We start from the raw sequence: 25,648 nt of genomic DNA, 5'->3' as shown, positions 1-25,648 counted from the left end.
AGTACACTCGGGGGAATGAGCACGCCGATCGACAGCCCGGATCAGGGCGGCCTCGCCACACTCGACCGTGAGCTCGAGGAGCTCATCCGCGAGGAGTCCATCGAGCCGGGTGACCATGAGCGGTTCTCGCACTACGTCAAGAAGGACAAGATCCTCGAATCGGCGATCACCGGCAAGCCCGTCCGCGCGCTGTGCGGCAAAAAGTGGACGCCGGGGCGCGACCCCGAGAAGTTCCCGGTGTGCCCCACCTGCAAGGAGATCTACGCCTCGCTGACCTCGTAGACCGTCGGCAGCGCCGGATCGGCGCGGCTGAGCGCGAGAGCGGTGACGGGCAGCTCCTCCCGCACGCGCAGGTGATGCGCCCGTGCGGTGGCGACCCCCTCGGGTCCGAGGTGCGCGGCATCCGCTTCGCCGTGCTGGACCAGAGCGACCTGCAGCGGACGGGCGTCGGGGTGGGCGGCGGGCGTGTCGAGCTCGTCGAAGCCGGCGGCGACGGCGACCACCTCGCCCGTCGCGACCCCGTCGACGCGGGTGCGGAACGCGGCCTTGCGTCCGCCGACGGACGCCTTCGACGTCGAGGCCTTCGCGACGGAGACCCACCCGCCGTCGGTGCCCTGCCGTGCGACGAGCTTGTAGACCATGCCCGCGGTCGGGGTGCCCGATCCCGTCACGACCGAGGTCCCGACGCCGTAGGCGTCGACGGGGGATGCCGCCAATGCCGCGATCGCGAACTCGTCGAGGTCGCTCGTCACGGTGATGCGGGTACCCGTGGCGCCGAGCTCGTCGAGCTGCGCGCGCACCGACGCGGCGACGGTCGGGAGGTCTCCGGAGTCGAGGCGCACGCCTCCGAGGCCCGTGCCCGCCACGCGGATCGCCGTCTCGACGCCCTGGCGGATGTCGTAGGTGTCGACGAGGAGCGTCGTGTCGGTGCCGAGCGCGTCGATCTGGCTGCGGAAGGCGTCCTCCTCGGTGTCGTGAAGCAGTGTCCACGCGTGTGCGGCCGTCCCCATGGTCGGGATGCCCCAGGTGCGCCCGGCCTCGAGGTTGCTCGTGGCGGAGAAGCCCGCGATGTAGGCGGCCCGGGCTGCGGCGACGGCGGAGCGCTCCGCCGCACGGCGCGACCCCATCTCGGCGAGCGGGCGGTCGCCGGCGGCGATGCTCATGCGCGCCGCAGCGGTGGCGACGGCCGAATCGTGGTTGAGGATGCTGAGCGCGAGGGTCTCGAGGATGACGGCCTCGGCGAACGAGCCCTCGACCGTGAGGATCGGCGAGCCGGGGAAGTAGAGCTCTCCCTCGCGGTAGCCGCTGATCGTCCCGCGGAAGCGGTAGTCCTCGAGAAAGCGGACGGTCTCGGCGCTGACGATGCGGTTGTCGCGGAGGAAGGCGAGCTCCGCCTCCTCGAACCGGAAGTCGGCGAGTTCCGCGAGCAGTCGCCCGGTTCCCGCGACGACGCCGAAGCGGCGTCCGCCCGGGAGGCGGCGGCCGAAGAGCTCGAACACGCAGCGGCGGTCGGCGGTGCCGTCGCGCAGCGCGGCATCCAGCATCGTGAGCTCGTAGCGGTCGGTCAGCAGCGCCGTGGACATGCCCATGCCGTCACTCTAGCCACGCGCGAGCGGACCCCCGCGCGAGACTAGGCTGGACGATCGTGACGGACGCACCGATCGGGATCTTCGACTCCGGAGTGGGCGGCCTCACCGTCGCCCGCGCTGTCTCGCAGCTGCTGCCGCGGGAGTCGGTGCTCTACATCGGCGACACGGCGCACTCCCCGTACGGACCGAAACCGATCGCCGACGTGCGGCGCTACGGCCTCGAGGTGCTCGACGCCCTCGTCGACGAGGGCGTGAAGATGCTCGTGATCGCGTGCAACACCGCGTCGGCGGCACTCCTGCGCGACGCGCGGGAGCGGTACGACGTGCCCGTCGTCGAGGTCATCGGCCCCGCCGTGCGCACCGCCATCTCGACCACGCGCAACGGGCGGATCGGCGTCATCGGCACCGCGGGCACCATCGGCTCGGGCGTGTACCAGGACATGCTCGGCGTCAACGAGCGCCTGAGTGTCTTCGCCCAGGCCTGTCCGCGCTTCGTCGACTTCGTGGAGGCGGGGGTCACGGACACGCCCGACGTCCTTCGCGTCGCCGAGGAGTACCTCGCGCCGTTGCGTCACGCGGGGATCGACACCCTCGTGCTCGGCTGTACCCACTACCCGTTCCTCGAGGGCGCCATCAGCTATGTGATGGGCCCGGACGTGTCGCTCGTCTCGAGCGATACCGAGACCGCAAAGGACGTCTATCGTCAGCTCGTGTCGCGCGACCTGCTGGCCGGACCCGACGCGGAACCAACGCACGTCTACGAGGCGACGGGGGATTCCGCCGAGGACTTCCTCCGCCTCGCCGAACGGCTGATGGGACGCGGTGTGAGCAGTGTCCGTCTCGTCCAGACCGGTGCCATCGACCTACCGAAGGAGACCTCATGACCGAGACCACCCGTGCCGACGGCCGCGCCGTCGACCAGCTGCGCCCCGTCACCATCGAACGCGGCTGGAGCGCCCACGCTGAGGGGTCGGCGCTCATCTCCTTCGGGGGAACGAAGGTGCTGTGCACCGCATCCTTCACCAACGGCGTCCCGCGCTGGCTGACCGGCAAGGGCAAGGGGTGGGTCACCGCCGAGTACGCGATGCTGCCGCGCGCGACCAACTCCCGCAACGACCGCGAGTCCATCAAGGGCAAGGTCGGCGGCCGCACCCACGAGATCTCCCGGCTGATCGGTCGCGCGCTCCGCGCGGTCGTCGACACGAAGGCGCTGGGCGAGAACACGATCGTCATCGACTGCGACGTGCTGCAGGCCGACGGCGGCACCCGCACCGCGGCGATCACGGGCGCCTACGTCGCCCTCGCGGACGCGATCGAGTGGGGCCGGGCGAAGGGGTTCGTCGGGAAGAACGCGAAGGCGCTGCTGGACTCGGTGGCGGCGGTCTCGGTCGGGATCATCGACGGTGAGCCCATGCTCGACCTCGCCTATGTCGAGGACGTCCGCGCCGAGACCGACATGAACGTCGTCGTCACCGGTCGCGGGTTGTTCGTCGAGGTGCAGGGTACCGCCGAGGGGGCGCCCTTCGACAAGCGGGAGCTCGACGCGCTGCTCGACCTCGGTGTGAACGGATGCGGCGACCTCCGCGACATCCAGCTCGCCGCCCTCGCGCAGGAGCGCGCGTGAGCCGCATCGTCCTGGCGACGCACAACGCGCACAAGGTCGAGGAGTTCGGTGCGATCGTCGCCGCGACGCGGCCCGACCTCGAGGTCGTCGGCTACGACGGACCCGAGCCCGTCGAGGACGGCGTGACGTTCGCCGAGAACGCGCTGATCAAGGCGCGCGCCGCGGCCGCCCACACGGGGCTTCCCGCGATGGCCGACGACTCCGGGATCAGCGTCGACGTTCTGGGCGGCTCGCCCGGTGTGTTCTCCGCCTACTGGGCCGGACACCGCAAGGACGGCGTCGCGAACTACGAGCTGCTGCTCGATCAACTCTCCGACATCGCCGACCCGCATCGGACGGCGCAGTTCGTGTCGACGATCGCGCTCGTCGTCCCGGGCGGCGAGGAGCACGTGGTGACGGGGATCTGGTCGGGCCGGCTGGCGACGGCTCCCGCGGGTGGGAACGGATTCGGCTACGACCCCGTATTCCTGCCCGACGACGCCGACGGGCGCACAGCCGCGGAGTTGTCGGCGGCGGAGAAGAACGCGACGTCGCACCGCGCCCGCGCATTCGAGGCGCTGGCGCCGCTCCTGGCTGCGCTCTGACGCCCGCTCCGCGCACACTGCTGAGCCTGAGAATCGGACTCATTCCCGAGTAGGCCGAACCGGGCGGAAGGTCGGCCGCCCCGCCCTACCCTCGAAATATGCACGATCACGCGCCCACCGGCATCCGCGGCGGACATCCCCGCCGCTTGCTCGCCGTCTCGCTGGGCATCACGGCGACCGTGCTCGTCATCCAGCTCGTCGGCGCGATCCTCACGGGATCGCTCGCGCTCCTCGCGGACGCCGGGCACATGTTCACCGACAGCTCGGGTCTCGTGATCGCCCTCATCGCGGCGTCGGTGGCGGCGCGTCCCGCCGACGAACGCCAGACCTACGGTTACCAGCGGGCCGAGGTGTTCGGCGCGCTGCTCAACGCCGTCATCCTTATCGTGCTGGGCGGATGGATCGCGGTCGAGGCGATCTCCCGACTCGTCGACCCCGCCGAGGCCGAGGTGCAGGGGCTGCCGATGCTCGTGGTCGCGGTCATCGGCCTCGTCGCGAACGGCGTCTCGCTCTACGTCCTGAGCGCCGCTCAACGCACGAGTATCAACGTCCGCGGCGCCTACCTCGAGGTGCTGGGCGACCTCATCGGCTCCGTCGTCGTCATCCTCGCCGCCGGGGTCATCTGGCTGACGGGATGGATGCCGGCGGACGCCGTGGCCTCCCTCCTCATCGCCGCCCTCATCGTGCCCCGCGCCGTCGCCCTGCTGCGCGAGGTGTTCGCCGTGCTCGGCGAGCGCGCGCCGGCGGGGACGAAGGTCGCCGACATCCGGGATCACATCCTCGGCACCGAGGGCGTCGTCGACGTCCACGACGTCCACGTGTGGCAGCTCACCCGGGGCGCGCCGGTGTTCACGGCCCACGTCGTCGTCGCACCCGATCACTTCGCCGACGATCGCGCCGGCGCACTCCTGTCGCAGCTGCAGTCCTGCCTGTCCCGGCATTTCGACGTGGCGCACTCCACGTTCCAGCTCGAACCCGCCGGTCACGTCGAACACGACGCCCACGCCTGACGCCGGTCAGTCCTCCATCCGGACCTGGTCCGGCGTCTTGTCGGGTCGCAGACCGCGCCAGCGGGCGTGGCGGAGGGTCGCGTTCGGCGTCGCCTCGGCGTACTCGACCTCGCCGACGAGCTCAGGGCGCACCCAGAGCGCATCGGATGCCTCTTCCTGGCCGACGTCGACGAACGGATTCTCGTCGGTGCGCAGCGGGGTGAGCGCGGCATCCAATCGTGCGAGGGTCGCGTCGCCGAAACCGGAGCCGACACGCCCGACGTAGTGCAGCCCGTCGGGCGTCGGGATCCCCATCAGGAGCGACCCGATCCCCCCGGAGCGACCGCCCTTGCCCGGACGGATGCCGCCGATCACGATCTCCTGCATCAGGGTGAGCTTGACCTTGAGCCACTGGTCGCTGCGCTGGCCGCGTCGGTAGACCGACGAGGGGTCCTTGACGACGACACCCTCCAGATCCATCGCACGCGCCGTGGCGAGGGCGTCGTCGACGTCGTCCGCGATGGGGGGAAGGACGATCGGCTCGTGCGCATCGGCGGCGAGCCGTTCGAGGAGCTCCCTCCGCTGCGCGAGGGGCAGCGGCGCGGCATCCCTCCCGTCGACCTCGAGGACGTCGAACAGCAGGTACTGCACCGGGATCCGCCGCGCCTCGCGTTCGATCTCGGGCGTCTTCGTCAGGTGCATCCGGTGCTGCAGCAGGGAGAAGCTCGGTCGACCGCGTTCGTCGAGAGCGACGATCTCGCCGTCCACCACGCAGGAGGCGGGACCGAACGCCGCCGCCGCGGTCACCTCGGGGTAGCGTGCCGTGATGTCGGTGCCGCTACGGGCCCGCAGCCGCAACGTCTGTCCGTCCCAGATCCCGAGGGCACGTACGCCGTCCCACTTGAACTCGACCCAGGCTCCCCATCGCTCCGCCGCGCGGCGCGCCAGGGGAGGGGTGGAGGTCGTCGCGAGCATCGGCGACGGGGGCGGGAGGGGCGTGGCGGGGGAGGGCCGCGACGCGGGTGCTGGAGGAGCGGATGCGGGGGGCGCGGCATCCGTCTTCATCCGATGCAGCAGCCACTGCGACTTCTCGCCGTCGCCGCTCGTGCGGATGAGGGCGAGCCGCACCGAGCCGAGCGGGCCGCCCTCGCGACCGTTCGCGGTGAAGATCACCTCGTCGTCGCGCCACTTCTCCAGCGCGAAGGTGCCGGTGTCCCAGATCGACATCGACCCGGCGCCGTATTCGCCCGCCGGGATCTCGCCCGCGAAGCCCAGGTACTCCATCGGGTGCGGCTCGGTCATGACCGCGAGGTGGTTCGTCGAGGGGGAGTCCGGGATGCCGCGCGGCACCGCCCAGCTGACGAGCACGCCGTCGCGTTCGAGACGCAGGTCGTAGTGCAGGCGACGGGCGTGGTGCTCCTGGATGACGAAGCGCGCGGAGCCGGCGGACGGCGTGCCGGCGGGGGAGTCGGGCACGGGCTCCGGCGTCTTCGCCGCGGAGCGCTTCGCGATGTACGAGGCGAGCGGCCCGGCATCCGTCGGCGCCAGGGTCGCGAACAGGTCGCCGACCCCGCCCACCCGCTCGAGGACCTCGTCGAAGAGAAGGTGGCGCAGATCGGGGTCGTCGAGCTCGTCCCAGCTACGCGGCGCGGCGACGGTCGGCCGGTCGCGGCCCCGCAGCGAGTACGGCGCGATCGTCGTCTTCTTGCCGTTGTTCTGGCTCCAGTCGAGGAACACCTTGCCGGGACGGGCAGCCTTCGACATCTGACTGACGACGAGGTCGGGGTGGTCGGCTTCGAGCAGGCGGGCGAGCTCCTTCGCGAAGGCGCTGATCTCGTCGCTCGTGCGGGATCCGTCGAGGGGGGCGTAGAGGTGGACGCCCTTGCTGCCGCTCGTGACGGGCACCGGGTCCATCCCGAGGTCGAGGAGGATCGCGCGCGCCCACCGCGCGACCTCCGCGCACTCGGCGAGCCCCGCTCCCGGGCCCGGGTCGAGGTCGAGGACGAGACGGTCGGGGTTCCGCCGTCCGCCGGTGGCGTCGAAGCGCCATTGCGGGACGTGCAGTTCGATCGAGGCGACCTGCGCGAGGTAGACGAGAGTCGGGATCCCGTCGACGAGCGGGTAGTCCTTCGCGCCGGTCGAATGCTCGATGGGCCGCCGCGCGACCCAGGGCGGCGCCCCCGCTTCGAGGTGCTTCGCGAAGAACGAGCCCTCGCCGGTGCCGTCGGGCCAGCGGATGCGGGTGACCGGCCGACCGGCGAGGTGCGGCAGCATCGCCGGAGCGATGCGGGTGAGGTAGTCGATGACCTCGCCCTTGGTCGTCCCCGTCTCCGGGTACATGACCTTCTCGAGATTCGACAGCCGCAGCCGGCGTCCGTCGACGACGACCTCCTGGGGTGGGGCTGGCATGGGCCCAGAGTAGTGCGCAAGCCCTGTCGCAACCGGCTGTGACGGGTGTCTACTGGTGTGATGCGAGCGATCTGGAAAGGCGCCCTCACCTTCGGCCTGGTGAACGTGCCCGTCAAGGTGTACTCCGCGACCGAGGACCACGACGTGTCGCTGCACCAGGTGCACGCCGCGGACGGCGGCCGCATCCGGTATCAGCGCATCTGCGAGATCGACGGCGAGGTCGTCCCGTACGCCGAGATCGACAAGGCGTACGACGACGGCGAGCGCACCGTCGTCCTGACCTCCGACGATTTCGCGGCCCTGCCGAGCGAGCGCAGCCGCGAGATCGAAGTCGTCGAGTTCGTGCCGACCGAACAGATCGACCTGCTGACGCTCGACAAGGCGTACTACCTCGAGCCCGACTCGAAGAGTCCCAAGGCCTACGTCCTGCTGCGGCAGACGCTGGAGCAGACCGACCGCACCGCCATCGTCCGGTTCGCGCTGCGGCAGAAGACCCGGCTGGCGGCGCTCCGCGTGCGCGGCGACGTGCTCGTGCTGCAGACGCTCCTGTGGGCGGACGAGGTGCGGGAGGCGTCGTTCCCGGTGCTGGATGAGCCGGTGAAGATCTCGAGCAAGGAGCTGGAGCTCTCGGCATCCCTCGTCGACAGCTTCTCGAGCGACTTCGACCCGACCGAGTTCACCGATGAGTACCAGCAGGAGCTGCGCACCCTCATCGAGGCGAAGCTCGAGAAGGGCGACGCGTTCGACACGGCCGAGACCTTCGGCGAGAAGACGGATGCCTCCGGCGGAGAGGTCATCGACCTGATGGAGGCCCTGCGGGCGAGCGTCGAGAAGAGCCGCGCCGCGCGCGCGGGCAGCGGGAAGACGGACGCTGGGAAGAAAGACGCCGCCGCCGACACGAAGCCGGCGGCGGCGAAGAAGAAGCCCGCGAAGAAGAAGGCCTCCTGATCAGGAGCGGCGGCTCTCCCCGTCGGGGCGCTCGTCGAACGCCTCGGGCTCGAGGACGAGCTGCTGCGCCTCGGCCTGGTCGGTGACGCCGTCGGGTCCGGCGGCCATCTCACGCTTGACCTTGCGCTTCTCGGCGAAGTAGTGCCACACGATGAAGATGATGGTGCCGGCCACCGCCACGAGCAGGATGACGTCGATGTACTCGGCGACGAACTCGCCGACGCCCGGGATGAGGCTCACGAGGTAACCGACGACCGTCAGACCGAAGCCCCAGATCACGGCGCCGATCAGGTTGTAGAGCGAGTACTTGTGCCATGCCATCTTGCCGACGCCGGCGGCAACCGGGGCGAAGGTGCGCACGATCGGCACGAAACGGGCGAGGATGACCGTCACGCCGCCGTAGCGCTCGAAGAACGCATTCGTCCGCTCGACGTTGCTGCGACTGAAGAGGCCGGACTCCTTGCGTTCGAACACGGCGGGTCCGCCCTTGCGACCGATCAGGTATCCGACCTCACCGCCGAGGAACGCCGCGAGACCGATCAGCAGGCCGACCACCCAGACGTTGATCCCGAAGACGCCGTTCGGGGCGTGGGTGACCGGGTTCGACAGCAGCCCCGCCATGATCAGCAGGGTGTCACCCGGCAGCAGGAAGCCGACGAGCAGGCCGGTCTCGGCGAAGACGATGAAGCAGACCACGACGAGGGCCCACGGGCCGGCCGCGTTGATGATGGTCTCGGGATCGAGCCAGGGAAGCAGTGCGAAGGGGTGCACGGAGGTCCTTCGATTCGCGGCGGTGGGCCCGCCGACGGATGGGCGCAAGGTGTGAGGCACGCGGGTGCCTCGTGCGGAAGGGGGGACTTGAACCCCCACGCCCGAAGGCACAGGAACCTAAATCCTGCGTGTCTGCCGATTTCACCACTCCCGCTGGTGCGTTCAGTCTAGGGCGCGCGGTGGGAGACGCCTGAGAGGGATATCCCGAGGATCGCGCGGCGACGCGGACCTGGTCAGGTCAGCGCGGGATCGTCCAGGAGCGGCGCCCGGAAGTTGGCACCGACGTGCGGCCCCTGCGCGAAGTAGTGGCGGAACCCGTAGTACAGCGGTCGCCACGCGTCGGTGTCCACGCGATCCTGCCCCTCCCGCAGGATCCCTTCGTGCGCGTGGACCTGCAGGACCTGCGCCTCCACGGCGACGGCGTCGCCACCGTCGATGCCGACGATCTGCGCCACACGAGCCTCGATCTGCACCGGACATTCGGCCACACGTGCCGCCGTCACCGCGTCCGACGTGAGCGGGGTGAGACCGCCGAGGGTCCACTTGTCGGGCTCGTGGCGGTAGGCGGGTCTCTTGGCCTCGGGCACCGGGTTCCGCCCCGTCGTCGGCGCGATCGCCTCGACCGCGCCGACGAGGTCGGATGACGGCAGGTTGATCACGAGTTCGCCGACGCGGCGGAGGTTGGCGACCGCCTGGCCGTCGGCGCCAAGCCCCAGCATGTAGCGGTCGCCCAGCGCCCAGGCGGAGGAAATCGGGCTGATGTTCGAGGACCCGTCGGGATTCACCGTGGTGATCAACGCGACCGGGGTCCCGAAGTACAGCACGGGCAGTTCGACACGTCGCGTTCCGTCCATCCTTCGATTCTCGCCTTCCGCCGACAGGGCGTCTGCAGTCCACCTGGAGCCGGTGGCGTGTGGATAACTCCCACGCCGGGCGGGGTCGGGTTGCGAGGATCCCTGGCCATGAGCATCGCGTCCGCCCCGACTTCGACCCGCGGGCTCGCCGCGGTGGCCGAGCGGGTGCGCGAGCGGCTGCGCAGCGAGCAGGTCGACCCGTCGCGCGACCCCGACCGCGCAGCGTTCATCGCTCGCGCCGAGGTGCGTCGCCACAACGACTTCGCCCTCGCGCGGGGCGTGGAGGTCATCGAGGACGAAGCCGGGTCCGTCCGCGACATCCTGTCAACCGTCGCAGGGTACGGCCCCCTGCAGGCGCTCCTCGACGACCCGGAGGTCGAGGAGATCTGGATCAACGCGCCCGACCGCGTCTACGTCGCCCGCGAGGGGCGCAGCGAACGTGCACCGATCGTCCTGACCGACGCGGCCGTGCGCGACCTGGTCGAGCGGATGCTGCACGCCACCGGCCGCCGCGTCGACCTCAGCCAACCGTTCGTCGACGCGTCGCTGCCGGACGGGTCGCGCCTGCACGTCGTCATCCCCGACATCACGCGCCGGCACTGGGCGGTGAACATCCGGAAGTTCCTCACCCGCTTCCGTACCCTGGACGACCTCGTCACCGCCGGGTCCGTCGCCCCTGAGGCGGCGGCGATCCTCCGCACCGCGATGCGCGAGGGTACGAGCGTCGTCGTCTCGGGCGCGACGCACGCCGGCAAGACCACGCTGCTCGGCGCCCTCATCGCCGCCGCACCGGCGCACCACCGCATCGTGACGGTGGAGGAGACGTTCGAGTTGAACGCGCAGGCCCCCGACCTCGTCGCGCTGCAGGGCCGTCAGCCGAGCCTCGAAGGGACCGGCGAGGTGTCGCTGCGCCGGCTCGTGAAGGAAGCGCTCCGCATGCGACCGGATCGCCTCGTCGTCGGCGAGGTCCGCGATGCGGAGGCCCTCGACCTGCTGCTCGCCCTGAACACGGGCGTCCCGGGCGCCGCCACGATCCACGCCAACTCGGCGCCCGACGCGCTCCGCAAGCTCGGCTCGCTCCCGTTGCTGGCCGGGCGGAACATCGACCGTGACTTCCTCCTGCCCGCGATCGCCGCCTCGGTCGGTCTGGTCGTCCACTGCCGGCGGGATGCCGACGGTCGCCGCGCCGTCGTGGAGATCGTCGCGCCGACCGGCCGTGTCGTCGACGGCGTGGTCGAGACCCGCACGCTCTTCGGGGACGCTCCGGCATGACCGTCCTCCTCGGCATCACCCTCGCGGCGGGCATTCTGCTCGCCCTGTCACCGTGGCTCTGGCCACCGCGCGCGGGGGAGCCGGCGCCCGTGCGGCGCGATGCGGCATCCGCTCGTCTCCTGCAGAGCGCCGGATTCGGCCATGCGACGCCCGGGCACCTCGCGGCGGTCTCCTGTGCCACGGCGGCGCTCTCGGGGGCGATCGTCTGGCTCGTCACCGCCCTGCCCGCGTTCGCGGCCGTCGCAGCTGTGGCGGGATTCTTCGCGCCCGCCGGGTGGCTGCGGGGTCGCGCCCGCCGGCGTCAGAAGAGCCGCCGTCAGCTGTGGCCGGACGTGTGCGACCTCCTCGTCGCCTCGGTACGGTCCGGGATGTCGCTTCCCGACGCGGTCTCCGCGCTCGGCGAGGTCGGGCCGCCGCCGCTGCGCCCCGCGTTCGCGGCCTTCGCGTCGGACGTGTCGGCGTCGGGGCACTTCGATTCGAGCGCGCTGCGCCTCAAGGCCCGGCTGGCCGATCCGGTCGCCGACCGCATCATCGAGGCGCTCCGGATGGCCCGTCAGGTCGGCGGGACGGAGCTCACGAGCGTCCTCCGCGCCCTGTCCGCCTCGGTGCGGGCTGACGCGGCGCTGCGCGCCGAGATCGAAGCGCGTCAGTCGTGGATCCGCGGGGCCGCGGTGCTCGGCGTCGTCGCGCCGTGGATCATCCTCGGCCTGCTCGCCCTGCGTCCCGAAGGAGCGACGGCCTACAGCAGCCCCGAGGGCGTCGCGGTGATCCTGCTCGGCGCCGCTGTCTCGGTGGTCGCGTTCCGACTCATGGTCGGCATCGGACGCCTCCCGGAGCCTCGGAGGTGGTTCGCATGAGCGCGCTCACGGAGCTCGCGCTCGCGATCGTGCTCGGCGGCGCCTTCGCGGCCGGCGTCGTGCTCGTCGCGACCCGCGTGCCACGGCTGGCGGCGCCCACGCTGTCGCGGCGCATCGCACCCTACCTCCGCGACATCGCCGACCCGCGCGGTCTGACCCCCCTCGAGTCCGCCGGGACGGACTGGCGCACGCGGCGCGATCGCTTCATGGCCGCGTTCGGAGGAGCCGCCCGTCTCGAGCAGCGGCTGCGGCAGGCCGGCTGGACGCAGGATGCGGCCGGGTTCCGTGCGCGGCAACTCACCTGGATCGTGGTGGGTGCACTGGCGGGAGGGGCCGTCCTGGTCCTTCTGGCCCTCGTCGGCCGGATGAGTCCGGGAGCCGTGCTGCTTCCTCCTGTGGCCGGGGCGGCCGCGGCGGCCGTGCTGGATCTGCGGCTGACGTCGGCGGGGCGCCGACGCCGGGCGCGCGTCGAGGAGGAGCTGCCGACGCTCCTCGAGTTCCTCTCGCTCTGCCTCGCCGCGGGCGAGGGCCTGCGCGACGCCCTCCGCCGCGTCGGGGAGATCGGCTCGGGGGAGTTGACGGCGGAGATCCGCCGCGCCGTCCTCGACAGCGGCACCGGGTCGAACCTGTCGGACGCCCTCGTGGACCTCGGCCGGCGGCTCGACGTCCCGGCACTGTCGCGCGCGCTCGAGCACCTCGTCGCGGCCATCGACCGCGGTGCGCCGTTGGCGGGGGTCCTGCAGGCGCAGGCCGGCGACGCCCGCGAGGACGCCAAACGCTCGCTCATCGAACGCGCCGGCAAGAAGGAGATCGCGATGCTCTTCCCGATCGTCTTCCTGCTGCTGCCGATGAGCGTCCTCTTCGCCGTCTTTCCCGGCATCGTCATGCTGCGGCTCGGGGTCGGCTGATACCTGACCGAAAGGAGAACATCATGATCCGTTCCACTCTGTCCCGTTTGCGCACCGCCTGGGGTGCCGTGCTCGGGGACGTCCGCGACGACGATCGGGGCGACGTGCCCGGCTGGGTGTTGATCACCCTCATGACCGCCGGACTCGTCGTCGTCATCTGGGCCCTGGCGGGTCCCGCGCTCGCCCAGCTCTTCGAGCAGGCGATCGACCAGGTCTCGAGCTTCTGAGGACGTCGACGTGCGCCGGCTGCTCTCCGACGAACGCGGCTCGACTCCGGTCGAGTTCGTGCTCGTCGGCGTGCTGCTGACCGCGCTCACCCTCGGGGTCCTGCAACTGGGGCTCGCCGTGTACGTCCGCAACGTCGTCCACGACGCGGCGGTCGAGGGGGCGTACCACGCGGCCCTCGCCGATGTGGAGACCGCGGTGGGGGCGCAGCGCGCCCGGGATGTCGTGGAGCGCGCCGTGGGCGACGGTTTCGTCGAGAGTGCCACCGCCTCGGAATCGACCGCGCTCGGGTACGACACCGTCGCGGTGACCGTGACGACACGGCTGCCCCTCATCGGCCTCCTCGGCCTGCCGCACGGGTGGGAGGTGACCGTTCATGCCCCGGCGGAGACCTTCGACTGACCGCCTCCTCGGCGACGAGCGCGGGTCGGCCGCACTCGAGTTCATCGTGGGCGGTGTCATCCTCCTCGTCCCGATCGTCTACCTCATCGTCACCCTCGGGATCATCCAGTCGCACGCGCTGGGCGTCGAGGCGGCCTCTCGGCATGTCGCACGCGCCGTCGCGTCAGCGGAGAGCGTGCAGGATGCCGACGCCCGGGCATCGGCGGTCCTCGACTCCCTCGTGCGTGAGTACGAGATCGATGCGGACACGCTCGCCGTGGACGTTTCCTGCGTCGGCCGGCCGGCGGAGTGCCCGGGCGCAGGCGAGACCGTCCGGGTGACGGTCGTGGCCTCCGTGCCGCTGCCGCTCGTGCCGCCGGTCCTCGGGCTCGACGAGGCGACCCGCGTGGGCGTCGAGTCGTCGTCCGTGCAAAAGGTCTCGCGCTACTGGAGGGACGGATGAGAGCCCGCGACGAGGACGGCAGCATCCTGATCCTGACCATCGGCTACGCGCTCCTGGCACTGGTGCTCGTCTTCGTCTGCGTCGACGCGACGAGTCTGTACCTCGCGCAGAAGCGGACGCAGGCGGCGGCGGATGCCGCGGCTCTCGCAGGCGCCGACGGGTTCACGCTCGAGGTGCACGGGGATCAGCCGCGCGCGGAGCTGACGGACGCCGGCGTGCGGGAGCAGGCGGAGGCGCTGGTCGCGGCGGACGGCGAGGTCGCGCTCGTCTCGGCATCCACCCCCGACGGGGTGTCGGCCCGCGTGACGGTGTCGACGACGTGGCATCCACCGATCTCGTCGATCTTCGTCCCCGCGGGGGTGGTGCTCGAGGCGACCGCGACGAGCCGCACCTTGCTGGACTGAACCGATGGACGAGAATGACGTCATGGTTCCGGGACCGATGCCACCGACCCGCACTCGTGCCGGATGATGAGCACGATGGTGGCCGACCCGCGATTCGCGGTGCGGTACACCCCTCGTGATCGCAGCTACGCGATCGAGGAACGTGGCGACCACGCCCCCGGCGACCTGCGGGTCGTGCAGCGGATCGACTTCTGTCCGTGGTGCGGCGAGCGGCTTCCGACGGATCTGAGCGAGCAGTGGTGGGATGCCGTGGACCGGGTCACCGGCGGCGCGTACGAGCTCGGAGACCCGCTCACCTCACTCCCGGAGCACTACCGGACCGATGCGTGGTGGCGAGGCCGATTCGACGACGAGGGGAACCTCGTCGTGGAGCCGGAGCCGTGATCGCCCGAGGGAGCCGGCGCGGCAATCAGCCTCCTGCAGCCCTGCGGATGAGCTCGAATCGCCGATCCGTCTCGGCGCGCTGGGCCGCAACGGTCGTGACCGTGTCGGGATCGGCGGGTGCGAACACGTCGACGAGGTCGCCGACGCGGTCCTCACCGACCCGGTAGGCGCGCAGCCCGCCTCCCTGATCCCGCGCCATCCCGCTCGGCCACACGTCGGCCTGCGCACCGACGACGCCGATGCGCCAGCCCCGCGGTTCCAGGTGCTCGCGAACCCGGCACAGAGCCTCGAAGGCGTCATCGGCGACCTCTTCGATCGTCTCGACGGCGTCGGACGACAGTGAGACGGCGTAGCGCCACCCCTCCCGGCGCCAGGTGAGGCTCGCGCGGACCGTGAGGTCGCCCCGACGCATCGCGATCGCCGTCGTGTCGCTGGTCATGAGCGGCGGTCCACGTGCGGCAGGAAACGGGGCAACCAGCGCACGAAGGCGACGGCACCCAGCAAGCCGATCAGACCGACCGCCCCGGCGGCGAACGACAGGGACGAGATCGCGGTGATGCCGGTCACGATCAGCGGGGTCGTGGCACCACCGGCATCCGTCAGCGTCCGCCAGGACCCGAGGAAGGGAGCGGGATCGTCCTTGGGAGCGAGGTCCGCACCGATGGTGAGAAGGATGCCGCTGGACAACCCGTTCCCGACGCCGAGGACGGCGGCGAACATCGCGAACCACATCTCGGCGGACGCTCCGTCGTGGGTGACAGAAAGGGCGAGGAAGCCGCTGCCCATCAGGATCATCGCGGGCAGTGCGGCCCAGAGGCGGCCGAAGCGGTCCATGACCTGGCCGCTCGCATAAAAGAGGGCGAAGTCGAGCGCCCCGGAGATGCCGACGACGAGGGCGATCGTCTGCGCGTCGAGGCCGATCGACACACCCCACAGCGGCAGCACCACCTGACGGGCCGACCGCACGGCCGACAGGCACGCCGCTGCGAGTCCCACGCGCGAGAGCACCCGCCGGTGCCGCCACATCGTCCGGAACACGCCGATGCGCTCGGCCACCGGGATCGATCCCGTCACCGGCTCGCCCGAGTCCTCGGCGTCGTGGCTGTGCACGGGCTGCGCGACGAACTGCTTCTCCGGATCGGGACCGAAGGTGACGAGAACGATGAGGGCCGCGAGGCAGACGGCGAAGAACCAGATGGTCGCCCGCTCGTCGCCGAACAATCCGATGAGCGCGGCGGCGATGAACGGGCCGGTGAACATGCCGAGCCGGAACGTGCCGCCGAGCAGTGAGAGGGCGCGGGCGCGGAACAGCACCGGCACACGCGTCGTCATGAAGGAGTGCCGCGCCAAGCCGAACGCCGCGGCGCAGAACCCGATGAGGAAGACGGCGCCGGCGAACACGGGCAGCGACGGCAGGAGCGCGGCCGTCAGGGAGACCACGAGGGCGAGGGCTCCGGCGGCGATCATCGTGGCCCGTTCGCCGACGCGCGCGACGGCCCAGCCGGCGGGGAGGTTCCCGATGAGCTGGCCCACGACGAGCATCGACGCGATCAGCGCCGAGAGGGCGACGTCGGCGCCGAGGGAGCCGGCGAGACTCGGGATGAGGGGGAGGACCGCACCCTCGCCGATCGCGAAGAGGGCAGTCGGTGCATAGACCATGGGGCCGAATCGCCAGAGCACATCTCGAGCAGCGGGGGAGTCGGGGCGGTCGGTCATCCCTATCCACGTTACTCTGGAGTGTCATGCTTGAATTCGATCCGTCTGCGGACATCCAGGCCCTCCGTTCCACCTTCGGTGAGATCAAGGCGGTCGTCGACGTCGACGCTCTCTCTGCCGAGATCGCCCGTCTGTCCGACGAGGCGGGCGCCCCCGACCTCTGGGACGACGTCGAGAAGGCGCAGAAGGTCACCAGCGCCCTCAGCCACCGCCAGTCCGAGCTCAAGCGCGTCACCGAGGTGGAGCAGCGGCTCGACGACCTCGAGGTGCTCGTCGAGCTCGCGCAGGAGATGGACGACGAGGACTCCGCCGAGGAGGCCCGTCGGGAGATCGCCGACCTCGAGAAGGTCATCAGCCAGCTCGAGGTGCAGACGCTCCTCGACGGCGAGTACGACGACCGCGGGGCGGTCGTCACGATCCGCTCCGGCGCCGGCGGCGACGATGCCACCGACTTCGCCGAGATGCTCATGCGCATGTACCTGCGCTGGGCCGAACGCCACAAGTACCCCGTCAAGGTGATGGACACGTCCTACGCCGAGGGCGCCGGGATCAAGTCCGCCACCTTCGAGGTGGATGCGCCGTACGCGTATGGCACGCTCTCGGTCGAGGCGGGCACCCACCGCCTCGCACGCATCAGCCCGTTCGGCTCCGCCGACAAGCGCCAGACGAGCTTCGCCGCCGTCGAGGTGATCCCCGTCATGGAGGAGGCCCAGGAGGTCGACATCCCCGAGGGCGACATCCGCGTCGACGTGTTCCGGTCGTCGGGGCCCGGCGGACAGTCGGTCAACACGACCGACTCGGCCGTGCGACTGACCCACATCCCGACGGGCATCGTCGTCTCGATGCAGAACGAGAAGAGCCAGATCCAGAACCGCGCGGCCGCGATGCGCGTCCTGCAGACCCGACTCATGCTGCTGCAGAAGGAAGAGGAGGCGGCGAAGAAGAAGGAGCTCGCCGGCACCATCACCGCGAGCTGGGGCGACCAGATGCGCTCGTACTTCCTCTACGGTCAGCAACTCGTGAAGGACCTGCGCACGGGACACGAGGTGGGTAACCCCGCGGTCGTGTTCGACGGCGACCTCGACGGCTTCATCGCGGCCGGCATCCGCTGGCGCAAGCGCAAGGACGACGACGACTGAGTCGACGCGGAGGAATCTCTTCGAGATTTTTCCATCCACCTGCATCCAAAGTCGGTGGACCGCGGGAATACCTCTGTGAAAGCGCGAACACCTCGCGCCGAATCAGAAGGAGTTCCCATGCGCAAGACACTCTCTGCGGGCGTCGCCCTCGGTGCCGCCGTGGCATTCGCTGCATTCGCCCCCGCATCCGCTGCCACGTCGGACACGGCCGACCTCGCGGTGCTCCACGCGATCCCGGACACTCCCGTCGACGTGTACGTCAACGGGGACCTGACGATCGACGACTTCCAGCCGGGTGACCTCGGCGGTCCGCTCGAGCTTCCCGGCGGAACCTACTCGGTCGCGCTGACCGCCGCGGACGCCACCGACGACTCCGACCCGGTCCTCGGCCCCATCGACCTCACCCTCGAGGCCGGCATGAACTACACCGCGGTCGCGCACCTCGACGCCGAGGGCACCCCCACTGCGAACCTGTTCACGAACGACACCTCCGAGACCGCTGCCGGTGAGGGTCGTCTGACGGTGCGCCACGTGGCCGCCGCCCCCGCGGTCGACGTGCTCGCCGGCGGCGAAGCGGTCATCACCGGCCTCACCAACCCCAACGAGGAGTCGCTCGACCTGCCCGCCGGCACGGTGAGCGCGGCCGTCGCGCTCGAGGGCACGACCGACCCGGTCATCGGCCCGGCCGACGTCGAGGTCCAGGAGGGCGTCCTGACGATCGCCTACGCCTGGGGCTCGGCCGAGGACGGCAACCTCGCCCTGGCCACGCAGACCATCGACGGTCTGCACTCCGGCCCCGACGGTGTGAACACGGGTTCGGCGGGCCTCGTCGCCGAGAACGGCCCGAACGGCTGGCTGATCGCCGGTGGTGCCGCCCTCATCGCCGGTCTCGTCGCCGGTGGTGTGCTCGTCGCCCGTACCTCGGCTGCGCGCCGCTGAGGTCCTGACATGCGCCGCCTGTCGATCATCGCCGTCACGCTGACGGCCCTGATGCTGGCGGCCTGTGCACCGGTGTCGGAGACGGGATCACCCCCCTCCGACACCGGTTCGGGCGCGACCGGGACGGTCTCCCCTCGACCGGCGGCTCCCACGCCGCAGGTCTCCGTCCCGGTCGCTCCGGCCACTCCGCAGGCCGTCGTGCGCGCTCCGGCACCGGAGCGGCTCGCCATCTCGTCGCTGGACGTCGACATGCCGGTGGAGGCGGTCGGGGTGCAGGACACCGGCGAGATGGAGATCCCGGAACGTCCGTCGATCGCGGGGTGGTACCGCTTCGGCAAGGCCCCCGCCGACGCCGAAGGCACGACCGTGATCGCGGCCCACGTGGACGACCGGGAGTACGGTGTGGGACCGCTCGCCAGACTGCGTGAAGCGAAGGAGGGCGACGAGGTGACGGTGACGGATGCCGACGGCACGGTCACCACCTACGTCACCGAGTCGGTCACGTACATCCCCCGCGCGGAGCTCCCCGTGGACGACCTGTTCACCCGTGAGGGTCCGCGGACCCTCGCCGTCATCACCTGCGGTGGTGATTTCGATCAGCAGACCCGCACCTACAGCGATAACGTGGTGCTCATTGCGAAGGCGCAGTCGTGACCATCACGGCCCCGCCTCGGCTCGCCGCACGGAAGGAGCAGGCCGTCGACGACGACACCCACCTCGCTGAGCGTTTCGCGGCGGGTGACGAGACCGCGGTAAAGGCGATGTACGACCGGTGGTCGCGCATCGTGTACACCCTGGCCGTCCGCTCGCTCGGCGACACGACCGAGGCGGAGGACGTCACACAGCGCACGTTCGTCTCGGCGTGGACCTCCCGGTCGTCGTACCGCCTGGACGGGGCGCCTCTCGGCGCGTGGCTCATCACGATCGCGCGTCGCCGCATCGCCGACGCCCACGAGGCCCGTACCCGCGCGGCACGTCTCGAGGAGGCGTTGAAGGCGGTCGTCCCCGACGAGGTCGCCGAACACGACGTCTCCGACGCGATGCTCGTGGCCGACGAGGTCGCCCAGCTCGAGCCCGACGCCCGCGCCGTCCTGGCGCTGGCGTTCTACGAGGATCTGACCCACCAGCAGATCTCCGACAGACTGGGGATGCCGCTCGGCACCGTCAAAAGCCACATCCGACGAAGTCTCACCCGCCTGCGAACCCGATTGGAGGCGCACCATGTCACATCTTGACCCCGAGGTCGCCGCCCTCCTGGCGATGGGGGAGCAGCCGTCCGCCGACGAGCAGCACCACCTCGATTCCTGCGCGGACTGCACGGCCGAAGTCGCCTCGTTCGCGCGCGCGGTCGCCGCAGGCCGGGCGACCCGCACCGGCGAGGAGCTCCTGACGCCCCCTGACCGCGTCTGGGAGTCCATCCGCAGCGAACTCGCTCTGCCGCCGGAGCCGTCGACCGCACCGGAGTCGACGCCCGACGAACCGGCATCCCGTCCCTCCGAGGCGCCGTCGACCGGGGCCCGGCACGTGGCACGTCGCCGGCGGGTCAGTCGTCGCCCGGTGTTCTTCGTGATGGCGGGAGCGGCCGTCGCCGTCGTGGCGATCGTGGCAGGCGTCTGGATGGCCGGGGGCATCGCCCCGCGTCCCGAGATCATCTCCGAGGCCCGGCTCGACGGCTTCCCGACTTGGGCGGGCGCCCAGGGCGAGGCGATGCTCGAGCGCGTCGACGGTCACGACCGCGTCGTGGTCGACCTGACGGCATCCGTCCCCGACGACGGCTACCGCGAGGTGTGGCTGCTCACGTCGGACGCCAGCGACCTGATCAGCCTCGGCGTGCTCGACGGCAGCTCGGGCTCCTTCGACATCCCCGACGACGTCGACCTGTCGCGGTTCACCGTGGTCGACATCTCGCAGGAGGACGTCGACGGGGATCCCGGTCACTCGGGCGACTCGATCGTCCGGGGGACCCTGTCAGCCCCCTGAGCGCGCGGGAGTGTCGCTGACGGATGCGGCGGCCCCGCCGCTTAGGCTCGTCTGGCCATGATCCGCTTCGAAAAGGTCTCCAAGAAGTACCGCGGCACCAGCAAACCCGCCCTCAGCGACGTCGAGTTCGACGTCCAGCGCGGGGAGTTCGTGTTCCTCGTCGGCGCGTCGGGCTCGGGGAAGTCGTCGTGCCTGCGCCTCATCCTCCGCGAGGACACCGCCTCCGACGGTCGCGTCGTCGTCCTCGGACGCGATGTGCGCGGTCTGAGCACGCGCAAGGTCCCCTACTTCCGTCGTCACATCGGGTCGGTCTTCCAGGACTTCCGTCTGCTGCCGAACAAGACCGTCTTCCAGAACGTCGCGTTCTCGCTGCAGGTCATCGGGTCGAGTCGCGCGTTCATCCAGCAGTCCGTCCCCGAAGCCCTCGCCCTGGTGGGCCTGGCGGGCAAGGAGAAGCGCCTGCCGCACGAGCTCTCAGGCGGTGAGCAGCAGCGTGTCGCGATCGCGCGCGCCATCGTCAACCGGCCGCAGATCCTGCTCGCCGACGAGCCGACCGGAAATCTCGACCCGGGAACCTCCATCGACATCATGCAGTTGCTGGCCCGCATCAACGCCGGCGGTACGACCGTCGTGATGGCGACCCACGAGGCGGGCTTCGTCGACCAGATGCAGCGCCGCGTCATCGAGCTGCGCGGTGGCGTGGTCGTGCGTGACGAGCGCCACGGCGGCTACGGCGACACATCGGGCCTGCCCGTCCTCACGCCCGAGACGGTCAAGGGCGCGGCGGCCACGGCGGCGCTCACGGCCGTCCTCGAACTGCAGAAGCAGATCGCGACCGGCGACACGGGGGCGGTCGAGCCCCTCCCGGACCCGATCGAGCCTCCCGCTCCGCAGCCCGAGACGGTGCTGCCCGCCGTCCCCGTCGTGCAGGACCCGCCCCCGGTGACCGAGGTGCAGACGGATGCCGCGGCCCGGGCCGCGGCGTCCGAGCCGGACACGGGCACCAGAGGCATTCCGATCACCCCCGCCGACATCGACCTCGGCGACATCGACGGGCTCGGGGCAGCGGACCGTCTGGGTCTCGGGCACCGCGACGACGACGAAGTGGGGCCGACCGCATGAGAGTCCGTCTGGTCCTCGGCGAGGCCCTCACGGGTCTTCGTCGCAACGCGTCGATGGTGATCTCCGTCATCCTCGTCACCTTCGTGTCGCTCACGTTCGTGGGCGCCGCCCTGCTCATGCAGATGCAGATCGCCAAGATGCAGGGGTACTGGGCCGAGCGCGCCCAGGTCGCGATCTTCATGTGCCGCGACGGGTCTACGGAGATAACCTGCAGCGACGGCGAGGCGACGGACGAACAACTCGCCGCGGTCAAGGAGAAGCTCGAGAGCCCGGCACTCGAGGGCATCGTCCGCAGCGTCCGGTTCGAGACGCGCGAGGAGGCCTACCAGAACGTCCTCGACCTCATGGGCGAGGACTACAAAGACTTCATCACCCCGGCCCAGTTGAACGAGACGTACTGGGTCAACCTCGTGGACCCCACGCAGACGGATGTCATCGACGAGGCGTTCTCGGGAACGCAGGGCGTCGAGGGGGTGACCGACCAGATGGAGTATCTGCAGCCGCTGTTCTCTGCGCTCACGATCGCGACGTACTTCGCGGTGGGGATCGCCGGGCTCATGCTGGTGGCGGCCGTGCTCCTCATCGCCACCACGATCCGGCTCTCGGCCTACGCGCGGCGCAAGGAACTGGGCATCATGCGTCTCGTCGGGGCATCCAACCGGTTCATCCAGACGCCGTTCGTCCTCGAGGGCGTCTTCGCCGCCTTCATCGGCTCGGCACTCGCCAGCGTCGCGGTCTGGCTCGGCGTGCAGTACGGCGTGCACGGGTTCCTCGTCGACGAGATCGACTTCGTGACGACGTGGATCGACGGACGGGATGCGCTGCTGGTCATCCCGCTGATCGTGGGCCTCGGTCTCGCGCTGGCGGCGCTGTCGGCCAGCTTCGCCATCCGCCGATGGCTGCGCACCTGAGCGCAGGCCTCCGTTAGACTGGCAGGCCGGTCGCGCGCGGAGCGCGGCCGCGTCGAGGAGTCATCATGCCCAGGGAACGCGGGGAACAGGTCATCGCGACCAACCGTCGCGCGCGCCACGAGTACGCCATCGAGAAGACCTACGAGGCCGGTCTCGTGCTGACCGGCACGGAGGTGAAGTCGCTGCGTCAGGGGCGCGCGAACCTGAGCGACGGCTACGCGTTCATCGACGGCGGCCAGGCCTGGCTCGACGCCGTGCACATCCCGGAGTACTCGCAGGGTCACTGGACGAACCACGCCGCCAAGCGCACGCGCAAGCTGCTCCTGCACAAGGACGAGATCGTCAAGCTCTCCCACGCGGTCGCCGCCGGCGGCTACACGCTCATCCCGCTCAAGCTGTACTTCTCGGACGGGCGGGCGAAGGTCGAGATCGCCGTCGCGAAGGGTAAGCGCGAGTACGAGAAGCGTCAGACGATCCGCGAACGCGAAGACAAGCGCGAGGCCGAGCGGGCCATGCGCAGCCGCAACCGCCTGGGGGAGTGACCCTCAGGCCGTTGGCCGCCGTGGCCGCGGTTCCGGGGGCGGTGGGACCGCCTTGGCGGCGATGACCGCCGTGCGGCCGATGCGTTCGAGCCCGCGCTTGCCGTCGACGACGATCACGTCGGGTTCGACCGACACGAGCTCGCCGAGGGCGTCCGTCGCCCGCCCGTCGGGCAGCAGATAGCGCACCACCACGCGGGTCCCGGGAGCGGGGAACGGGGTCACCAGCGGCCCGGCGCGTAATCCTTGAGGAAGACGCCGAAGACGTCCTCGCCGGCTTCGCCACGCACGATGGGGTCGTAGACGCGAGCGGCCCCGTCGACGAGGTCCAGCGGGGCGTGGAACCCCTCCTCCGCGAGGCGCACCTTCGTCGGATGCGGCCGCTCGTCCGTGATCCATCCGGTGTCGACGCTCGTCATGAGGATGCCGTCGCTCTCGAACATCTCGCGGGCGCTCGTCCGGGTCAGCATGTTGACCGCGGCTTTCGCCATGTTCGTGTGCGGATGCCCGGGGCCCTTGTACCCGCGGTCGAAGACACCCTCCATCGCGCTGACGTTGACGATGTAGGTCCGCCGGGCGGGGCTCGCGGCGAGCGAGGGCCGGAGCTTGGACACGAGGAGGAACGGCGCCGTCGTGTTCGCGAGCTGGACCTCGAGCATCTCGAGCGGATCGACCTCCTCGACGCGCTGCACCCAGGAGTTCGTGTGGTCGAGGTCGGGGATCAGACCGCCGGCGTCGATCGCCGTCCCCGCGGCGAGACGGTCGAGCGACGTCGACCCGGCGGCCATCGCCTCGCGCGTGAGCACGTCGGCGCGATCGGCCGCCGCGGCGAGGATCGGGTGCGCGCTCACCGACCGCTCGAGGGCCTCGGGGTGCCGGTCGTTGGTGTGCCCGAAGGTGACGAGTTCGGGCAGCGGGCCGTCGGGGAGCGGTGCGAGTTCGGCGTCGACGAGCGGTTGGTAGGCGCCGGGCGAGCGGCGCACCGTTTGCGTCGCGTTGTTGATGAGCACGTCGAGCGGGCCCGCAGCGGCGACGTCCTCGGCGAGGGCGATCACCTGTGCCGGGTCGCGCAGATCGATGCCGACGATCTTCAACCGGTCGATCCACTCGGCCGAGTCCGGCAGCGCGCGGAACCGACGCACGGCATCCCGCGGGAACCGCGTCGTGATGGTGGTGTGGGCGCCGTCGCGCAGCAGGCGCAGCGCGATGTACATGCCGATCTTCGCGCGCCCACCCGTGAGGAGCGCCCGTCGGCCCGTGAGGTCGGTCCGGGCATCCCGCTTCTCGTGGCTGAGGGCCGCGCAGTCGGGGCAGAGCTGGTGATAGAAGGCGTCGACGATCGTGTACGGCTGCTTGCAGATGTAGCAGCCGCGCGCCTTCTTGAGGACGCCCGCGATGGGGGCGGCGGTGCGGGTGGCGATGGGGATGCCGCGCGTCTCGTCGTCGATGCGGTCCGGCGCTCCCGTCGCCGTCGCGTGGACGACCTCGCGGTCGGCGGTCGCGACGGCCTCACGGATCTCGCGGCGCCGTTCCTTCTTCGCCGCCTTGAACATCGCTGCGCTCGCTTGCCGGACGGCGATGAAGTCGGGGTGCGTCCGGGGGAGGGAGGGTAGGGCCGCGAGCACCCGGAGAGTGGTGGCGAGATCAGCGGGATCGATCGCCGTGTCGGACGAGAGAGTGTCGGGAAGCACACGAGATTCTACGTCGAGTCGGATGCCGAGCCTGTTAGCGTTCAGGCGTGACCACCTCCGACGACGCCTCCGACCGCTCGATCCGGGTCTCGGCCGCCGTCATCCGCGACGCCTCCGGACGGCTCCTGCTGGTCCGCAAGACGGGCACGACGGCCTTCATGCAGCCCGGCGGCAAGCCCGAGACGGGGGAGGGCCCGGCCGAGACGCTCGTCCGCGAGCTGCGCGAGGAACTCGGCGTCGACGTCGGCGTCGACGACCTCCGATCCCGGGGTGTCTTCCGGGCGGCGGCAGCGAACGAGGCCGGGCACACGGTGGTCGCGGACGTGTTCGACGTTCCGCTCGGTCGCCAGGAGCCGCGCGCCGCGGCGGAGATCGCCGAACTCCGATGGGTCGGCGAGGCGGAGGCGCAGGCGCTGGAGGTCGCGCCGCTCGCGCGCGACTACTTCCTCGTCGACTGAGCCGGCCGTCCGGGTGCTATTCTGGGATGCTCGGACGCTGCGGCATCCGAGACAGGACAACTCCACAGTGTGACAACGGTCCACACGCCGTCAGGCGTCTCGGGGATGATCGGTTTCGACATCGCTTGTGACTCTGCGGGAAGCGGGCCGAGGATGCAGGGTTATCTCGTTAACGATCTCTGCGAACCAATAACTGCCGAAAAGAAGCAGTCCGACTTCGCCCTCGCTGCGTAAGCAGCGAGCCCGAGTCCGTCAGTCCGTGAGTGATCCCCTCGCGGTCCCTGGCGTCATCTAAGGGATCTCGCTGCGTGACGTCGCCTGAGCGTCACGCGGGACTTTCTTCAGGCTGGGCTCGTCGACTTATGTGTCTGTACTGAAGGTCGGAGCCGAGCAGAACGCCTTTTACAGACTGCGCCCGGAGAAGACGCCGTCTCTCAGCGATGGACGGGGGTTCGATTCCCCCCATCTCCACGAACCGTTGTCACGGAGTG

General features: G+C 70.6%; 31 protein-coding genes, 1 tRNA gene and 1 other RNA gene. 24 read left to right on the top strand and 9 right to left on the bottom strand.

Annotation, left to right across the window (positions count from 1 at the left end; all coding sequences use genetic code 11):
• Positions 1-15: 15 nt before the first annotated feature.
• A complete protein-coding gene (locus Q9S71_RS11140) occupies positions 16-282 on the top strand; it encodes a DUF3039 domain-containing protein (protein ID WP_064001855.1) in 267 nt (88 codons plus the stop codon).
• On the opposite strand, the gene Q9S71_RS11135 is transcribed toward Q9S71_RS11140, so the two are convergent.
• A complete protein-coding gene (locus tag Q9S71_RS11135) occupies positions 261-1,589 on the bottom strand; it encodes a nicotinate phosphoribosyltransferase (protein WP_311862400.1) in 1,329 nt (442 codons plus the stop codon). The genes Q9S71_RS11140 and Q9S71_RS11135 overlap by 22 nt on opposite strands.
• Positions 1,590-1,645: 56 nt before the next feature.
• On the opposite strand from Q9S71_RS11135, the gene murI reads away from it, so the two are divergent.
• The 4 genes from murI (at position 1,646) to Q9S71_RS11115 (ending at position 4,807) form a co-directional block, all read left to right on the top strand.
• Positions 1,646-2,473, top strand: a complete 828-nt coding sequence (gene murI / locus Q9S71_RS11130; RefSeq protein ID WP_311862399.1) for a glutamate racemase — start codon at positions 1,646-1,648, stop codon at positions 2,471-2,473.
• Positions 2,470-3,213 (top strand): ribonuclease PH, encoded by a 744-nt coding sequence (gene rph, locus Q9S71_RS11125; protein ID WP_064001858.1) that lies wholly within the window; start codon positions 2,470-2,472, stop codon positions 3,211-3,213. The genes murI and rph overlap by 4 nt, the downstream gene beginning before the upstream one ends.
• On the top strand, positions 3,159-3,797 hold the full coding sequence (gene rdgB / locus Q9S71_RS11120; RefSeq protein WP_311862398.1) for an RdgB/HAM1 family non-canonical purine NTP pyrophosphatase: 639 nt from the start codon (positions 3,159-3,161) through the stop codon (positions 3,795-3,797). Before rph ends, rdgB begins: the two co-directional genes overlap by 55 nt.
• Positions 3,798-3,895: 98 nt before the next feature.
• A complete protein-coding gene (locus Q9S71_RS11115; protein WP_311862396.1) occupies positions 3,896-4,807 on the top strand; it encodes a cation diffusion facilitator family transporter in 912 nt (303 codons plus the stop codon).
• A 6-nt stretch (positions 4,808-4,813) separates the two neighbouring features.
• Here Q9S71_RS11115 and Q9S71_RS11110 read toward each other — a convergent pair whose 3' ends face one another.
• Positions 4,814-7,195 carry an ATP-dependent DNA ligase gene (locus tag Q9S71_RS11110; RefSeq protein ID WP_311862395.1) on the bottom strand — a complete coding sequence of 794 codons (2,382 nt, stop codon included), beginning with the start codon at positions 7,193-7,195 and terminating at the stop codon, positions 4,814-4,816.
• A 60-nt stretch (positions 7,196-7,255) separates the two neighbouring features.
• Between Q9S71_RS11110 and ku the strand changes: the two genes are divergently transcribed.
• The gene (gene ku / locus Q9S71_RS11105) at positions 7,256-8,143 is read left to right on the top strand and encodes a non-homologous end joining protein Ku (protein ID WP_217530167.1); all 888 of its coding nucleotides are present in this window, start codon (positions 7,256-7,258) and stop codon (positions 8,141-8,143) included.
• On the opposite strand, the gene Q9S71_RS11100 is transcribed toward ku, so the two are convergent.
• The 3 genes from Q9S71_RS11100 to Q9S71_RS11090 all read right to left on the bottom strand — a co-directional run bounded on the left by Q9S71_RS11100 (position 8,144) and on the right by Q9S71_RS11090 (position 9,768).
• Positions 8,144-8,914 (bottom strand): DedA family protein, encoded by a 771-nt coding sequence (locus tag Q9S71_RS11100; protein WP_217530546.1) that lies wholly within the window; start codon positions 8,912-8,914, stop codon positions 8,144-8,146.
• A 72-nt stretch (positions 8,915-8,986) separates the two neighbouring features.
• Positions 8,987-9,068, bottom strand: a tRNA-Leu gene (locus Q9S71_RS11095).
• A gap of 79 nt (positions 9,069-9,147) precedes the next feature.
• Positions 9,148-9,768 (bottom strand): flavin reductase family protein, encoded by a 621-nt coding sequence (locus tag Q9S71_RS11090; protein ID WP_311862394.1) that lies wholly within the window; start codon positions 9,766-9,768, stop codon positions 9,148-9,150.
• Positions 9,769-9,876: 108 nt separating this feature from the next.
• Here Q9S71_RS11090 and Q9S71_RS11085 point away from each other — a divergent pair, with 108 nt between their 5' ends.
• The 8 genes from Q9S71_RS11085 to Q9S71_RS11050 all read left to right on the top strand — a co-directional run bounded on the left by Q9S71_RS11085 (position 9,877) and on the right by Q9S71_RS11050 (position 14,662).
• Positions 9,877-11,040 (top strand): TadA family conjugal transfer-associated ATPase, encoded by a 1,164-nt coding sequence (locus tag Q9S71_RS11085; RefSeq protein ID WP_311862393.1) that lies wholly within the window; start codon positions 9,877-9,879, stop codon positions 11,038-11,040.
• Positions 11,037-11,897 (top strand): type II secretion system F family protein, encoded by an 861-nt coding sequence (locus Q9S71_RS11080; RefSeq protein ID WP_311862391.1) that lies wholly within the window; start codon positions 11,037-11,039, stop codon positions 11,895-11,897. Before Q9S71_RS11085 ends, Q9S71_RS11080 begins: the two co-directional genes overlap by 4 nt.
• The gene (locus tag Q9S71_RS11075; protein WP_311862389.1) at positions 11,894-12,805 is read left to right on the top strand and encodes a type II secretion system F family protein; all 912 of its coding nucleotides are present in this window, start codon (positions 11,894-11,896) and stop codon (positions 12,803-12,805) included. The genes Q9S71_RS11080 and Q9S71_RS11075 overlap by 4 nt, the downstream gene beginning before the upstream one ends.
• A gap of 23 nt (positions 12,806-12,828) precedes the next feature.
• On the top strand, positions 12,829-13,032 hold the full coding sequence (locus Q9S71_RS11070; RefSeq protein WP_311862388.1) for a hypothetical protein: 204 nt from the start codon (positions 12,829-12,831) through the stop codon (positions 13,030-13,032).
• A gap of 10 nt (positions 13,033-13,042) precedes the next feature.
• Positions 13,043-13,432, top strand: a complete 390-nt coding sequence (locus Q9S71_RS11065; RefSeq protein WP_311862387.1) for a TadE/TadG family type IV pilus assembly protein — start codon at positions 13,043-13,045, stop codon at positions 13,430-13,432.
• Positions 13,407-13,874 carry a TadE/TadG family type IV pilus assembly protein gene (locus Q9S71_RS11060; protein WP_311862386.1) on the top strand — a complete coding sequence of 156 codons (468 nt, stop codon included), beginning with the start codon at positions 13,407-13,409 and terminating at the stop codon, positions 13,872-13,874. The genes Q9S71_RS11065 and Q9S71_RS11060 overlap by 26 nt, the downstream gene beginning before the upstream one ends.
• Positions 13,871-14,278 (top strand): pilus assembly protein TadG-related protein, encoded by a 408-nt coding sequence (locus tag Q9S71_RS11055; RefSeq protein ID WP_311862384.1) that lies wholly within the window; start codon positions 13,871-13,873, stop codon positions 14,276-14,278. Before Q9S71_RS11060 ends, Q9S71_RS11055 begins: the two co-directional genes overlap by 4 nt.
• A 78-nt stretch (positions 14,279-14,356) precedes the next feature.
• Positions 14,357-14,662, top strand: a complete 306-nt coding sequence (locus Q9S71_RS11050) for a DUF6980 family protein (protein WP_311862383.1) — start codon at positions 14,357-14,359, stop codon at positions 14,660-14,662.
• Between the two features lie 25 nt (positions 14,663-14,687).
• Here Q9S71_RS11050 and Q9S71_RS11045 read toward each other — a convergent pair whose 3' ends face one another.
• Both Q9S71_RS11045 and Q9S71_RS11040 read right to left on the bottom strand, forming a co-directional pair.
• Positions 14,688-15,101 (bottom strand): hypothetical protein, encoded by a 414-nt coding sequence (locus Q9S71_RS11045; RefSeq protein ID WP_311862382.1) that lies wholly within the window; start codon positions 15,099-15,101, stop codon positions 14,688-14,690.
• Positions 15,098-16,378, bottom strand: coding sequence for an MFS transporter (locus tag Q9S71_RS11040; protein ID WP_311862381.1), 1,281 nt, complete (start codon positions 16,376-16,378; stop codon positions 15,098-15,100). Before Q9S71_RS11040 ends, Q9S71_RS11045 begins: the two co-directional genes overlap by 4 nt.
• A 26-nt stretch (positions 16,379-16,404) precedes the next feature.
• On the opposite strand from Q9S71_RS11040, the gene prfB reads away from it, so the two are divergent.
• The 8 genes from prfB (at position 16,405) to smpB (ending at position 23,011) form a co-directional block, all read left to right on the top strand.
• Positions 16,405-17,517: a peptide chain release factor 2 gene (gene prfB, locus Q9S71_RS11035; protein WP_217530141.1), complete on the top strand. Its 1,113-nt coding sequence runs from the start codon at positions 16,405-16,407 to the stop codon at positions 17,515-17,517.
• Positions 17,518-17,634: 117 nt separating this feature from the next.
• Positions 17,635-18,456 carry a DUF4397 domain-containing protein gene (locus Q9S71_RS11030; RefSeq protein WP_311862380.1) on the top strand — a complete coding sequence of 274 codons (822 nt, stop codon included), beginning with the start codon at positions 17,635-17,637 and terminating at the stop codon, positions 18,454-18,456.
• A 9-nt stretch (positions 18,457-18,465) separates the two neighbouring features.
• Positions 18,466-19,110 (top strand): class F sortase, encoded by a 645-nt coding sequence (locus Q9S71_RS11025; protein ID WP_311862378.1) that lies wholly within the window; start codon positions 18,466-18,468, stop codon positions 19,108-19,110.
• A gap of 2 nt (positions 19,111-19,112) precedes the next feature.
• A complete protein-coding gene (locus tag Q9S71_RS11020) occupies positions 19,113-19,691 on the top strand; it encodes an RNA polymerase sigma factor (RefSeq protein WP_422880362.1) in 579 nt (192 codons plus the stop codon).
• Positions 19,678-20,436, top strand: a complete 759-nt coding sequence (locus Q9S71_RS11015; RefSeq protein WP_311862374.1) for an anti-sigma factor — start codon at positions 19,678-19,680, stop codon at positions 20,434-20,436. Before Q9S71_RS11020 ends, Q9S71_RS11015 begins: the two co-directional genes overlap by 14 nt.
• Before the next feature lie 57 nt (positions 20,437-20,493).
• Positions 20,494-21,558 (top strand): cell division ATP-binding protein FtsE, encoded by a 1,065-nt coding sequence (ftsE, locus tag Q9S71_RS11010; RefSeq protein WP_311862372.1) that lies wholly within the window; start codon positions 20,494-20,496, stop codon positions 21,556-21,558.
• Complete coding sequence (ftsX, locus tag Q9S71_RS11005) at positions 21,555-22,469, top strand: permease-like cell division protein FtsX (RefSeq protein ID WP_311862370.1); 915 nt, start codon at positions 21,555-21,557, stop codon at positions 22,467-22,469. The genes ftsE and ftsX overlap by 4 nt, the downstream gene beginning before the upstream one ends.
• 65 nt (positions 22,470-22,534) lie before the next feature.
• Positions 22,535-23,011, top strand: coding sequence for an SsrA-binding protein SmpB (gene smpB / locus Q9S71_RS11000; protein WP_064001887.1), 477 nt, complete (start codon positions 22,535-22,537; stop codon positions 23,009-23,011).
• Between the two features lie 3 nt (positions 23,012-23,014).
• Here smpB and Q9S71_RS10995 read toward each other — a convergent pair whose 3' ends face one another.
• Both Q9S71_RS10995 and Q9S71_RS10990 read right to left on the bottom strand, forming a co-directional pair.
• On the bottom strand, positions 23,015-23,233 hold the full coding sequence (locus Q9S71_RS10995) for a putative acetyltransferase (RefSeq protein ID WP_311862369.1): 219 nt from the start codon (positions 23,231-23,233) through the stop codon (positions 23,015-23,017).
• Positions 23,230-24,699 (bottom strand): SDR family NAD(P)-dependent oxidoreductase, encoded by a 1,470-nt coding sequence (locus tag Q9S71_RS10990; RefSeq protein ID WP_311862367.1) that lies wholly within the window; start codon positions 24,697-24,699, stop codon positions 23,230-23,232. The genes Q9S71_RS10995 and Q9S71_RS10990 overlap by 4 nt, the downstream gene beginning before the upstream one ends.
• A gap of 47 nt (positions 24,700-24,746) precedes the next feature.
• Here Q9S71_RS10990 and Q9S71_RS10985 point away from each other — a divergent pair, with 47 nt between their 5' ends.
• Both Q9S71_RS10985 and ssrA read left to right on the top strand, forming a co-directional pair.
• Positions 24,747-25,157, top strand: coding sequence for an NUDIX hydrolase (locus Q9S71_RS10985; RefSeq protein WP_311862365.1), 411 nt, complete (start codon positions 24,747-24,749; stop codon positions 25,155-25,157).
• A gap of 101 nt (positions 25,158-25,258) precedes the next feature.
• Positions 25,259-25,631, top strand: a transfer-messenger RNA (tmRNA) gene (gene ssrA / locus Q9S71_RS10980).
• The last annotated feature ends 17 nt before the right edge of the window (positions 25,632-25,648 follow it).

It is taken from the genome of Microbacterium gawkjiense (genome assembly GCF_031932225.1).
In the GTDB taxonomy this organism is placed as follows: domain Bacteria; phylum Actinomycetota; class Actinomycetes; order Actinomycetales; family Microbacteriaceae; genus Microbacterium; species Microbacterium gawkjiense.
The sequence above is the reverse complement of the archived record's forward strand: the minus strand, read 5'-3'. Positions and strand labels throughout refer to the sequence as shown.